Source organism: Moorena sp. SIO3A2 (assembly GCF_010672265.1).
Taxonomy (GTDB): domain Bacteria; phylum Cyanobacteriota; class Cyanobacteriia; order Cyanobacteriales; family Coleofasciculaceae; genus Moorena; species Moorena producens.
This window is the reverse complement of sequence record NZ_JAAHHC010000095.1, coordinates 1-11,394: the sequence shown is the minus strand read 5'-3', so window position 1 is coordinate 11,394 and position 11,394 is coordinate 1. Positions and strand designations below refer to the sequence as shown.

Genomic DNA, 11,394 nt, shown 5'->3' with positions numbered 1-11,394 from the left:
ACGCGACATCAATGGCGCTCGCGGGATATTCCTAAGAGCTTTGGTAGATACACCCTGGCTGAGTAATCAGCTTGCATTGGTGAGCTAAGGTCTGCTTTGGTAGACTTTAGTAGCCAAAAAGTATCGGAAGTTAGGGAATACTTTGGCAATCGCCCCATCCTGGTTAACTCTTGGTATCGCGACCCAGTAACCAATCGCCAAGTTGGTGGTGCATTACGCTCCCGTCATCTTTCTGGGGATGCTGTGGATTTTGTGGTTGAGGGGATATCGCCAATGTCGGTGAATAGACGCCTGGATTCCTGGTGGGGTTCTCGAGGTGGTCTAGCCAGTGCGAGTTGTTTCACCCATATTGATGCCCGAGGGTATCGGGCTAGGTGGAGTTATGGTTTTTGATATATAGCAATTCTACGACTTGTGAGGTACAAATATCTGGGCTTTAGGGAGCAGGGAGCAGGGAGCAGGGAGCATGTAAGAAAGAGAGAAAAGGCAAGAGCTAATAGTCAAACAATTCTGTGTACCTCATGAGTCCTAGAAACGCTATAGTGCTACGCGCAAGGGCAAAAGGCAAAAGGCAAAAGGCAAAGGTGCGCTCTTACCATTAAGAATTAAATTGGCCAAGGTCAAGCGCACCGGGAGGGGGAACAAAGTCACGAAAGTCCCCTAGAATTGGGGTATTTTAGGGTGCCTTGCGTAAGTCATGTAATATAAAGAAAGGCTTCAAGGTTTTTAAGGATTTCTTCAACTTATCAAATTAGAGAAGCTAGCTCCATACCCCACCCAGGATTACAACCTGTTAAGTTGGCTTTGCCATCACCATCTGAGTCAAAAAGTTTGGCAATTTTGGGATTTTTAAGTTGCTCTGGCTTAATTGTATTCCACAGCCTACTGGGCATCCTATGGTGTTTATGAAAGATCTGACATAATTTTCGGTATAAACCATAAATTTTCAAAATCTCAAAGCTATACACAGTATAGTTTTAGCCAATTCAAGTTAAAAGCATATCATAACAGGTATCAACTAGCCTAATTTACTCTCAGAAAATAATACAGGAGTCCCTGCATTAAGTCAATCGGGTCGGGGATTTATTATCGGTTAGTCCTAATATCCAATGTCACCTCAACCTGAGGGGTTGTGAGGAGGGTGGGGAGATGGGGAGATCGGGCAGATTTTTATTAAGGGTAATTATCCTAACATGATCTAAGCATCCTGGTTGGGCTTATTTTTTGTAAATGCGAAGATAGGTTTGTACATAATCCATAGAGAACTGACCGGGATTCTCTCGAATCCTAGCTGTAAATCTTTGGTAGAATTGGTTGACAATATCAGAAATGTCTTGATTGGATCGATTGCTTAGGGCATTTCTCAATGTATGTTCACTCCAAGAGCGAGTCGCTTGGGTGAGACCTTGGGCAAATTTCTCTGCATCCCTATCATCTTCGTACTGAGACCGATAAGGGCACCGAATCAGCATGGTTCGGGTATCTCCTAATCGTAAGCCAGCTTGATAAACTTCACTTTGAGGGTCTTCGAGACACGCAGTAAACTCGGCTTCTGTTCGGTAATAACTTTGTGATGTAGCGCCAACATACTCTTCTGGTTGAATCAATTCCTCAATCTGCATTTGTTTCCAAATTTCGTGCAGAATATCTTTCAGGTTCAAGTCTACCAGGTTGTGCCCTACATAGCGCCCTTGTTCGTCTACGGATAAGTTGACGGTTACTATTTGACCTCCAGATTTGAGTTCTTTAGCTCTAGCCAGGAGAATAGTGCTCCAGTCAATCTGTGACTGTGCTTGAAAAATTGCTTTATCTTCTACTGGGGCAGAAACATTGACATCAATATGATTGCTCAGATGTTTGGGTAGCTTACTTAGCCAGTGCATGGCTGTGGAGGAGAAACCAAAGTCTAGACTATTGGGGGGACAAACAGGTTCATAAAATGATCGTGGAACCATTGAAACTACTAGATTTTGATCACCTTGCATCAATAACGTTGCATTTTTGCCTAGGGCATTAAAGTCATTACTGGGTAAATCATTAAATATTACTTCAACAAAAGCCCCGTTATTTTTTTTTTTATAGTAGCAATAATCTGCTGCCATAATCCTTGGCTAGTACCACCGTCTGCAATGCCGTAATCAGCTAGTCTTACCTGTGAATAGTTTTGGATGGGCTGGATTGCTTTTGCTACTAAATCCCCAGCAGCTTCGAGACAAAGTTTGGCTCCAAGGGTGTTGAGTGAGTAGTTAGATGCCATATAAATTTCCATGTCCTATCCTCTGTAATGATGATTATTTTAACCGGTTTTTTAGTTAATTAATGGTCAATAAAACCAGAAAATTACTTGCAAAATATTGGTGGTTTATCTGCTAGTTTTTTCAAGCAAGTAGTATTATAGCCATTGGTCACCAGTTAAGTAATCGCGTAATTTGTCAGGGTCAACCCATCTAAGCCTAGGAATAATATCAGGAAATTCAAGCCGAATAAATCAACAGAGGAGTAGACATCTGAAACTGAATAATTTACGGTTATTCCGTACTGATTCGGCTAAGTTTTCATAAACAAAGCCTAAAAGTATTACTAGGGAAGACTTTTAGGTTTTGAGATACTATAGCAATTCTACGACTTGTGAGGTACAAATATCTAGGTTTTAGGGAGCAGGGACTTCGGAGCAGGGAGCAGGGACTTCGGAGCAGGGAGCAGGGACTTCGGAGCAGGGACTTCGGAGCAGGGATAAGAGGCAAGAGCCAATAGTCAAACAATGCTGTGTACCTCATGAGTCCTAGAAACGCTCTATGTAGTTTCAATTATCAATTATCATCAAAATCTCAAAGCTATACACAGTATAGTTTTAGGCAATTCGATTTAACAGCATATCATAACAGGTAAGCACCTACACAGAATTAATTACCTACTGCCAATCTCTGTAACCCTTGCCCTGCAAGGCTTTGATTATTTTAAAATGTGTAATTAATTTTGTGCACCTGCTTATCAACTAGGCTAATTTACTCTCAGAAAATAATACAGGAGTCCCTCCATTAAGTCAATAGGGTCGGGGATTTATAGCGGTTTTCAATTAGGTGAATTCCAAATTTTTGGGTTTTAGGGAACAGGGAACAGCGGATCACCGGAACAGCGGATCTGGAAGCCACCCATAACCCCTCCGAGGAGGCGAAGAGAGGGAAGAGGGAATAGGGGAAAAATCCGGCGTTGCTTAATAATGGAATGATTTTAATAGTAGGTGCGACCCTAGGGCGATTTACTCGCCCTAGGGTCACACCTGTGGAATGGGCATCTTGCCCGTTTCATTTCCAGGCGGGCAGGATGCCCACCCCACTCATATTCATTCAAAGATTCAGCAATGCCGTAATCTTTGAATGAATATGAGGATGTCACAGGCTACCAGTGCTATAAGCCTGCCAAGCAATGGTGAGAATAACACGAACAACTTCAATTGTACCGGCTACAGTAACAACTGCGCCGATCTCGCGTACCACACGGGGCGGCAGATTGCCTTCCCAGGGTAAAAGGGATCTTGATTTGTAGTGCTGTATCACGTTACCGATTCCTGTATAACGTTTGATGCTCAGTTCCTTTGGCAGTGCCGGGAGTCCCTGATTACTGGAAGACAGTTTATCAGAGCGGCGAAACGGTACAATGTCATCACCAAAGGCTGCAATATATTCATCACAATTGGTCAATGTCTGCGCAAAGGTGATCAGACCTTCCGAGGCTAAAAGGGAGCTCCACTTATGGATCTCGTTTTGTGTAGCCTGGCGACCTAAAACGCGCTCAAAGCACAGTGCAACAAAACGGAAATTACTATTGACGGCGAAGACATAATTAACATACATGTCCGAGCAAAGTAACTCACGAACCAGATCTCGAGTGCTCAATTGACCATTCAGGTATGCAGATTCAAGGCTAGCATGATGGTGAAATTCAATATCTCGATTTTCCTTAAATAGTTGCTTATATACTGCTTTCAAGCTGAGCAATTTATCGTCATCTGATATAGTATTCCCTTGGCTGCCGTTATAGCTGATTGGGTAAATTTCAGAGGTAGACCAAGATTGTATTAACTGAGAGTTATTAGTTAGTGTTTGCATATTGTCTTTGACCCTGTAAGTGTTTATTAATCCGTTAGGATCGATGCCTTGATTATCTAGACGGTTCTAATTTTAGGGGCTAGGGCGTGTCTTCAAACTCCGAGTACCCCCGTTTCCCTTAAAAAAGGGGGACTTTGAGTATGGCTCCCCCCTTAATAAGGGGGGCTGGGGGGGATCTAATATCTTGCGGAAAACTTTGAAAACACGCCCTAGTGGGTTACGGTTTGCATGAATGATAAGTAAATTTACTTATTCATTACAAAATCTTACAGGATTACTCAGAACTACCCTAATCTGTTACAATTTAATGTTTATGGTATTAACCTTGTAGCTCAACCTTGCCCAACTTCTTCTTTGAGGTACCCAACACGGCGTTGCTGATTATGCGTATGGTTTTGCCCCCCTAGCCCCCCAATTCTGGGGGGAACAAAACTATCAAAGTCCCCCAGAATTGATACTGCTGGCGAATTTAACATTTAGAAATATCAGCCTGAAGACAGCAGTCTTTATAGCCCCCCAACCCCCAATTCTGGGGGAGCATGAACTTAAAGTTACCCATCTGCTACCCTTGTGTAAACAAATATTAATTTCGCCAACGGTATCAGAATTGGGGGATTTAGGGGGCTTTAATAAAACCAAATGATCGCACATTCATTCCTTAATTCAGCAACGCCCCCAACACAGCAACGGCGAATGAAACTGGGAGCCACGCTTTCAAGGAAGTAAGGCGTGGTACCTCACCTGAGTGAATAAAAAAAAACTAAAACCATTGATTTTACCTAAAATCATTACCAGGGTTGGGTTTCACTATCTTCAACCCAACCTACGAAGCCAAAAAAGTCAATCAAGTAGGGCATCTGAAATCATCAGGATTTTATCTAGGATCGCTGTGCTCTAAACCAAACACCTTCCGATCTCCTGGTGAAAGCTGATAAATTTTAGCTGTTTGCAACCACTCATATATATCCTCCGGCTTGAGCCACACCCTGGCAGTGCCATTGCTGAAAGCAGTGAGGATTTTGGTGCCATCGGGAGAAAAGACGGCGGAGTTCACAGCAGCATTATGGTCTCTCATCACCAGGATTAACCTACCGTTTAAATCCCACAACCTGGCAGTTTTATCCTCAGAAGCAGAGAGAATTGTTTTACCATCGGGAGAAAACACCGCTGAATTAACATCAAACATATGTCCTTTCTCACGACCTCCTCCAAAGGTTCGGATCAGGTTTCCATTCAAATCCCACAGCTTTATCGTGTGATCTGCTGAAGCAGTGAGAATTGTTTTACCATCAGGGGAAAAGACGGCGGAATTAACAGCATCTTGATGTCCTTTAAAATTAGTAATTATTTCTCCGTTCAAGTTCCACAACTGCGCCAGTTTATCCTTAGAAGCCGTAAGGATTTGCTGGCCGTTAGGAGATAGGACAGCGGAATTAACTACCCCCTTGTGTCCTTTGTACTCTGATATTTCTATAAGTTCACTGCCACTAAAATTCCATAACTTGGCAGTTTGATCGTAAGACGTAGTCAGAATTTGCTGGTCATCTTGGGAAAAGCTGGCAAATTTAGCACCACTCCTACCGAATATCGTTAAGTTATTATAGTGATCATGTAAATTAATAGCCATGATCAGGCGATCGCCTTTTCCATTCCATAACCGGGTTTTGCCATCATCGGAAGTCGTAATAATATAGTTACCATTAGGGGAGAAAGCTGCTGTTTTTACAGAACAGTGATTCGAGACATCACAGCCATGAGGAAGTTGCTTAAGCAATTTTCCGTTCAGATCCCATAAATAAGCGTTTTTATCGGTAGTGGCTGTCAAGATTTTTGTGCCGTCAGGAGAAAACACAGCAGAATTCACAGATGCTGAATGTCTAAAACTAGAATTAACTGGTTGTTGGGTGATATCCCATAACTTGACTGTAGAGTCATCAGAGGCGGTGATTAGTTTGTCTCCATGGGGAGCAAACGCTGCAGTAGTAACCGATAATTGATGACCGATTAATTTAGCGATAACTTTTCCATCCAAATCCCAAATTTTGGCAGTATTATCATCACTAACGGTAATAATGTGATTACCGTCTGGGGAAAACAAGGCTTTTTTGACTGCCTCGGAATGTCCTTTCAAGGTTTTAATTAAGTTTCCATCCTTATTCCATAATTTGGCAGTGCCATCTTCAGAAGCAGTAAGGATTTGATCACCGTCTTGGGAAAATAAAGCAGAATTAACCCAATCGCTATGTCCATTAAATATGTGGATAAGCTCACCATTGTGCTCCCACAATTTAGCTGTCTTATCTTTACTAGTAGTAATAATTTTAGTTCCGTCTGGAGAAAATACCGCAGAGGTAAGACCGCAATGATAATCCTTTATATGTACATGCCAACAGCTATCCTGATTTAGAGTTGTGATCAAATTCCCATCGTTATCCCATAATTTCGCAGTTTTGTCCCGTGAAGCGGTGAGAATTGTCTGACCATCTGGGGAAAAGACAGCAGAATTAACCTGGCACTGACCGTTGCGGACGCAATCGTGCCCTCGTAAGGTATTGACCAAATTGCCTTACAAGGTGGGTAAGGACAAATTATCAAGTTTCGAGTATAGTTTAATCGGGGAAATATAGCTCTTCCGTACTTTACTCTCCTCCGGATACTTTATCAAGGCAACTTTCCAACAGGTCGAGCATCTGTGTTAGCCATTTTCTAGCACTTTCTTCAGTTTCAAAATGGCGATTGGCATAGTCACCCACATCTTTCCAGGGAAAGGAGGGAGAAGCCAAAGCAACCCGTCCTTCGGCAATTATGGTACGATGCCACTTGGCAAGTTCTGGATTGTTGCAGCCAAGAACTACCTCTTCATCACTTTTACCTTCAAAATCAGCTTCAGCAAACTCCCCAGCAAGAAAACTGTAGAGATTTTCGTAGTTAGCTTTTTGGCTCATGGGTAGATTTTTGGTGTATAGTTAATTGCTAATGTTGAGTAATGACTGAAAATTGGAGAATTAGAGACTGAAGATTAAATAAATACAAGATCTTATAGTTTAAGCAAGGGTCACTCTAAACTATAAAATCTACACTATAAAATCTACAATCCCCTGAGCAGTTATCTAGCGGGATATGACGTAAGAAGTAAGCAATCTCCTTTTGCTGTTTTTTTCATAACCGCACGCAACTTTCTACTATTAGAAATATTGCTCATAGAAGCAGGACGGCTAGCCACACGACCAACTACTTCCCTAGCCCTATAGTTAACAGCTCGCTTTTCACCTCTAGCAGCATCAAGAACCCAACTATTTAATCTATTCCGGTTGGCTCTCAAAGCAGCTTGAATATTAGTGGCAGCAGTTCCCAAATCGCTATAGGTGCTAGCTGCGCTGATTCTGGGAGCATTAATTAATCGGTCTACTAGTTGTTGATCACTTTTACCAACATGGCGATCAATAGTGTGACCACCAAGGTACTCCTGTCGTTGTAACCAGTTCGAGGAAAAATTACTCGGCACGCATTGCGCAGAAGCTGATTGAGTGAAGTATAAACTCTGTACAAGAGTCAAAACAGCCAATAGTCCAGCACTCTTGGCTAGGGATTGTTTCCAATGGGTAAGCATCTTAAATAATGTCTGTTTTTACCTACTATTCCCAGCAGCTTTTTGATTGTAACATCCTGAGCGACTGCATCAAGACAATGAAAGGAGGTTCAATGGGCGACTGACTGTATCAGGGATGAGCTGATTGCCGTCAAAGCTGTATAGATGAAAATTTTGGGGATTATATACTAATTTTGGTCAAGTCAACCGATGTCTAATCAAGAAATTCGGCCAGAAGCGCAACCGTTAATCGATCGCTCTATAGAGGAGAAAACTAAGGACTTTTTGGAGATAGGGAGAATTGCTGGTCTTAATACAACATCCGATTGTGCAGGTGCTGATCTCAGCGGTGCTAATTTGAGTAGTGTTAACCTCAGTCGTGTCAATTTGAGTGGTACTAACCTCAGATGTGCTATCCTGGGGGATATCAACTTGAGTAAGGTCAATCTGAGTGATGCCAAATTAGAGAAAGCCCGGTTGGTAAATAATGTAGGATTTTCTGAATAAATGAAGCTTGAATTGAAGGAAATGGTAGCAATTTTTGAAGATGCCAATGATAATAATGGTTTGACAATTCTGAATCGTTAAATACAAGGTAATAGAGAATAAGGCAAGAGGGCATAGGCAAAAGGCAAAAGGCAAGAGGAACCCACCCCTAACCCCTCCCAGGAGGGGAAGGCAAGAGGCAAAAGGCAAGAGGCAAAAGGCAAAATTTAATAAAGTATATAGGTATTTTGGGTAACTCTTCCCGATTCCCGATTCCCGATTCCCGATTCCCGATTCCCGATTCCCGATTCCCGATTCCCGATTCCCGATTCCCGATTCCCTTTTTTTATCAATCCTATGTTTACATTTAAAATAATATTATGTCTGAATTTACTCCAAAAGAATGGGGTGAAATACGAGAAACTTTGGCTGACGATCCTACTAAGTATGGATTGCCTAAACGGGAATATGGCTCGGTGGTGTTGGGGTCATTTAATATCAGAAAACTGGGGGCGGTAACTAAGCGCAGTCCTCAAACCTGGGATTTTTTGGCTCATGTTTGTAAGCACTTTGATTTGCTCGCTGTCCAAGAAATCATGGATGACCTGAGTGGTTTCCAGGAGTTGAAGGGGCGGATGGGGTCAGAGTTTGGTATGATTGTGTCTGATCGAACTGGGGTGTTTCCTAATGAACCAGGATTAGGGGAAAGACTGGGATTTATATATAATTTGTCGATGGTTAAGCGGGGTGAAGTGGTCTCAGATATTTCTTTTGACCGTACTAAGGTGTTAGAAACCTTGGCTCGTAACTATGATCAGGTCAATCAGGCTATTTTACCCTATGTGGAATATCTAAAAGAACTGGATCAGTGGAATTTAAATCAGTTAGGGAAACGCCCGAAGAAGCCGAATGTTAGGATGCCAGTGTTTCTAACGTTTGCTCGCCAACCGTTCTGTGTCAGCTTTAGAATTGTTGGTCATCCTGGTACTAACCCCTATGAGTTTATGGCGGTTAATGCTCATCTGTATTTTGGTGACTATATCTCAGATCGCCGTCAGGAATTTGATGCACTGATGGCATGGATATTAGGACGGTTTATCCAACAGGATAGAGCCTATTATCCCAATTTTATCTTATTAGGGGATCTGAATCTAGATTTTGATAATCCTACTACAGACCGTGACCGGATTGAAAAGCATATCAAGATGTTTAATGCTAAGGTGAGAGGGGAAGCAAATGTTAATTTTCCGTTCTTAGATCCCCATCCACAGACAAACCAAGTCTTGCGCACTAATGCTAGATTTACGGAAACCTTTGACCAAATTGGTTTGTTTAATTGGGATCAGCGTCTTCCTACTTATAAGGAACATTCCTCTATGGGTGAAAACCCACGAGGACCGGATTATGGTGTTTTTAATTTTGTTGAATTGTTTAGTGATGCCTTATACAACCGAGGGGTTAGTGAGTTATCAGTATCCCAGAAGAAGGCATTTTTTCGACGGTTTGAACATGAGGTAAGTGACCATTTACCGTTGTGGTTACGACTCCCGTTGCCGGATTGAAGTTGCTGATCATTTTGCTAGTTTGCTTAATCAATTCTTTTAAACAGCAGATTGTATCTTCGGCAAACTGCCCTTTGGTGAGTTCAGGGGTAATGTTAATGGCAAAATCAACAATATGACTAGCGATTTCTGGGGGTAAATCACCAACTAGGTCTGGATTATCTATCAGTGAATCCCGTCTGTTGTTATGGTAGGTCATGATTATTGGATTATTTGCTTGTGTTACTAAGCTAATTAAGAGTATACTATAGGAAAACCGTATTTTTAACTAAGTTAGGGAACGGGGATTGGGGAAGTTTGGGGAGATAGGGAGATAGGGAGATGGGGAGATAGGGAGATAGGGAGTATTGAAACAAGCGATTCGGCGTTCGCGCAGCTTGGCCTACGGCCACAGCCGACGCTACGCGAACGCATTTACCAAACTCTTCACTTCAATGGTTACCCATTAGTCATTGTTGCTATTTACAATAGCGCTATATTTGACACGGGGAAATAAGGATAGCGCTAGGGGATGAGATGCGATCGCACAAACCCATAACAATAGCGCTAGAGGATGAGATGCGATCGCACAAACCCATAACAATAGCGCTAGAGGATGAGATGCGATCGCATGATTGGGGCGATGGACAAAATTTTGATGACTAAGATGACTAGAAATTTGCCATTATCCTAGCTATTAAGAGTTGAGTATTAACGGTCAACGGTCAACACTCAACCCTTAACACTCAACCGTCAACTTTCAACTTTCAACTTTTAACTTTCAACTCCCAAAACTCTTCTAAGCGTTTTGAGAGGATCCCTTCTTTTTTCCCAGCAGCAAGCTAGCACCAAGCACACTTAACCCTAAAATAGTAGCAGGCTCGGGAACTTTACCCACTTTAGCGTAAGTGACACTACCTTCTCCAGAACCGAGAAAGAAATCACCATAGGTAAAGAAGTCACCTCCTATGCGGTCATTGTCTTCGTCACGGATTTCAAAGGGAAAATCGAAAACGAAGAAATTGGGAGCAAAATTCAATCCCAAAAGCTCCCCATCCTGAAAATCAACGTAGGGACCTACAGGAAACAAGAAATCATCTTCTTCAGTGTAGGTGACACCATTAAAGTCGAAGACTACCGATAGGTCATCGCTCCGAGAGTTGAATCTTTCGAATCCGCTGTCAAATTGGAAGGTGTCATCATAGGTAAAATACCCCTCATAAGAGTTGCCAGCCAAACTCCCTGTCTCTACATCTACGGTAAAATCATATTTGATAGTTGCAGCAGAAACAGGTTGGGTTGGCATTACAGCTAGACCCAAAGCCACACTAGCGGCTGCCAAAATCCCTGACTTATGGAAGAGATCAGCCATCGTAAAATTCTCCTTGTTTCAACCTGGTAGAGCGTCTTGAATCAAGCGCTAGTCTTTTAAAAGTCGTAAGCATTCAGCCGTCAGCGGTCAGCCGTGAGCCTAAAGCTCACGCTGCTTGAGGTGCTTATTTTATTCAAAAGCAACTCAAGTAGCGTGGCCACAAGCCTTTGGCTGATAGCTGATAGCTGATAGCTGATAGCTGATAGCTGATAGCTGATAGCTGATAGCTGATAGCTGATAGCTGATAGCTGATAGCTGATAGCTGATAGCTGATAGCTGATAGCTGATAGCTGATAG

Annotated in this window: 13 protein-coding genes and 2 pseudogenes; 6 read left to right on the top strand and 9 right to left on the bottom strand. The window is 42.4% G+C overall.

Annotated features, from left to right (window positions below; translation table 11 throughout):
* Positions 1–88 (top strand): annotated as a pseudogene (locus F6K64_RS39300) (zinc ribbon domain-containing protein); the annotation flags it as partial.
* 8 nt (positions 89–96) lie between these two features.
* Complete coding sequence (locus tag F6K64_RS37210) at positions 97–393, top strand: D-Ala-D-Ala carboxypeptidase family metallohydrolase (RefSeq protein WP_008182380.1); 297 nt, start codon at positions 97–99, stop codon at positions 391–393.
* Between the two features lie 353 nt (positions 394–746).
* Here the strand turns inward: F6K64_RS37210 and F6K64_RS37205 are convergent, their stop codons facing one another.
* The 8 genes and pseudogenes from F6K64_RS37205 to F6K64_RS37170 all read right to left on the bottom strand — a co-directional run bounded on the left by F6K64_RS37205 (position 747) and on the right by F6K64_RS37170 (position 7,719).
* Positions 747–893: a hypothetical protein gene (locus F6K64_RS37205; protein WP_008182382.1), complete on the bottom strand. Its 147-nt coding sequence runs from the start codon at positions 891–893 to the stop codon at positions 747–749.
* 324 nt (positions 894–1,217) lie between these two features.
* Positions 1,218–2,102, bottom strand: coding sequence for a class I SAM-dependent methyltransferase (locus F6K64_RS37200; protein WP_081431950.1), 885 nt, complete (start codon positions 2,100–2,102; stop codon positions 1,218–1,220).
* On the bottom strand, positions 2,045–2,269 hold the full coding sequence (locus tag F6K64_RS37195) for a hypothetical protein (protein WP_008182386.1): 225 nt from the start codon (positions 2,267–2,269) through the stop codon (positions 2,045–2,047). The genes F6K64_RS37200 and F6K64_RS37195 overlap by 58 nt, the downstream gene beginning before the upstream one ends.
* Positions 2,270–3,392: 1,123 nt before the next feature.
* Positions 3,393–4,109 carry a phycobilisome rod-core linker polypeptide gene (locus F6K64_RS37190; RefSeq protein WP_008182388.1) on the bottom strand — a complete coding sequence of 239 codons (717 nt, stop codon included), beginning with the start codon at positions 4,107–4,109 and terminating at the stop codon, positions 3,393–3,395.
* An 874-nt stretch (positions 4,110–4,983) separates the two neighbouring features.
* Positions 4,984–6,528 (bottom strand): WD40 repeat domain-containing protein, encoded by a 1,545-nt coding sequence (locus F6K64_RS37180; protein WP_353736761.1) that lies wholly within the window; start codon positions 6,526–6,528, stop codon positions 4,984–4,986.
* 102 nt (positions 6,529–6,630) lie between these two features.
* Positions 6,631–6,675: pseudogene (locus tag F6K64_RS38675) on the bottom strand (hypothetical protein); the annotation flags it as partial.
* A 73-nt stretch (positions 6,676–6,748) separates the two neighbouring features.
* Positions 6,749–7,054: a hypothetical protein gene (locus F6K64_RS37175; protein ID WP_008182394.1), complete on the bottom strand. Its 306-nt coding sequence runs from the start codon at positions 7,052–7,054 to the stop codon at positions 6,749–6,751.
* 161 nt (positions 7,055–7,215) lie between these two features.
* Positions 7,216–7,719 (bottom strand): RNase A-like domain-containing protein, encoded by a 504-nt coding sequence (locus F6K64_RS37170; protein WP_008182395.1) that lies wholly within the window; start codon positions 7,717–7,719, stop codon positions 7,216–7,218.
* Between the two features lie 189 nt (positions 7,720–7,908).
* Between F6K64_RS37170 and F6K64_RS37165 the strand changes: the two genes are divergently transcribed.
* From F6K64_RS37165 to F6K64_RS37150, 4 genes are all read left to right on the top strand, one after another.
* Positions 7,909–8,205, top strand: coding sequence for a pentapeptide repeat-containing protein (locus F6K64_RS37165; RefSeq protein WP_008182397.1), 297 nt, complete (start codon positions 7,909–7,911; stop codon positions 8,203–8,205).
* A 227-nt stretch (positions 8,206–8,432) separates the two neighbouring features.
* Complete coding sequence (locus F6K64_RS37160) at positions 8,433–8,555, top strand: hypothetical protein (RefSeq protein WP_267872015.1); 123 nt, start codon at positions 8,433–8,435, stop codon at positions 8,553–8,555.
* Between the two features lie 9 nt (positions 8,556–8,564).
* Positions 8,565–9,746, top strand: a complete 1,182-nt coding sequence (locus F6K64_RS37155; protein ID WP_008182401.1) for an exonuclease/endonuclease/phosphatase family protein — start codon at positions 8,565–8,567, stop codon at positions 9,744–9,746.
* Between the two features lie 516 nt (positions 9,747–10,262).
* Positions 10,263–10,391 carry a hypothetical protein gene (locus tag F6K64_RS37150; protein WP_267872016.1) on the top strand — a complete coding sequence of 43 codons (129 nt, stop codon included), beginning with the start codon at positions 10,263–10,265 and terminating at the stop codon, positions 10,389–10,391.
* A 133-nt stretch (positions 10,392–10,524) separates the two neighbouring features.
* Here F6K64_RS37150 and F6K64_RS37145 read toward each other — a convergent pair whose 3' ends face one another.
* Positions 10,525–11,097 carry a PEP-CTERM sorting domain-containing protein gene (locus tag F6K64_RS37145; RefSeq protein WP_008182404.1) on the bottom strand — a complete coding sequence of 191 codons (573 nt, stop codon included), beginning with the start codon at positions 11,095–11,097 and terminating at the stop codon, positions 10,525–10,527.
* Between the last annotated feature and the right edge of the window lie 297 nt (positions 11,098–11,394).

What these genes read in the sequence shown, in the direction of transcription:
- F6K64_RS37170 (WP_008182395.1), bottom strand. Translation starts at nt 7,719, where the DNA reads ATGCTTACCCATTGGAAACAATCCCTAGCCAAGAGTGCTGGACTATTG.
- F6K64_RS37155 (WP_008182401.1), top strand. Translation starts at nt 8,565, where the DNA reads ATGTCTGAATTTACTCCAAAAGAATGGGGTGAAATACGAGAAACTTTG.
- F6K64_RS37165 (WP_008182397.1), top strand. Translation starts at nt 7,909, where the DNA reads ATGTCTAATCAAGAAATTCGGCCAGAAGCGCAACCGTTAATCGATCGC.
- F6K64_RS37190 (WP_008182388.1), bottom strand. Translation starts at nt 4,109, where the DNA reads ATGCAAACACTAACTAATAACTCTCAGTTAATACAATCTTGGTCTACC.
- F6K64_RS37175 (WP_008182394.1), bottom strand. Translation starts at nt 7,054, where the DNA reads ATGAGCCAAAAAGCTAACTACGAAAATCTCTACAGTTTTCTTGCTGGG.
- F6K64_RS37145 (WP_008182404.1), bottom strand. Translation starts at nt 11,097, where the DNA reads ATGGCTGATCTCTTCCATAAGTCAGGGATTTTGGCAGCCGCTAGTGTG.
- F6K64_RS37205 (WP_008182382.1), bottom strand. Translation starts at nt 893, where the DNA reads ATGCCCAGTAGGCTGTGGAATACAATTAAGCCAGAGCAACTTAAAAAT.
- F6K64_RS37195 (WP_008182386.1), bottom strand. Translation starts at nt 2,269, where the DNA reads ATGGAAATTTATATGGCATCTAACTACTCACTCAACACCCTTGGAGCC.
- F6K64_RS37200 (WP_081431950.1), bottom strand. Translation starts at nt 2,102, where the DNA reads ATGGCAGCAGATTATTGCTACTATAAAAAAAAAAATAACGGGGCTTTT.
- F6K64_RS37150 (WP_267872016.1), top strand. Translation starts at nt 10,263, where the DNA reads ATGCGATCGCACAAACCCATAACAATAGCGCTAGAGGATGAGATGCGA.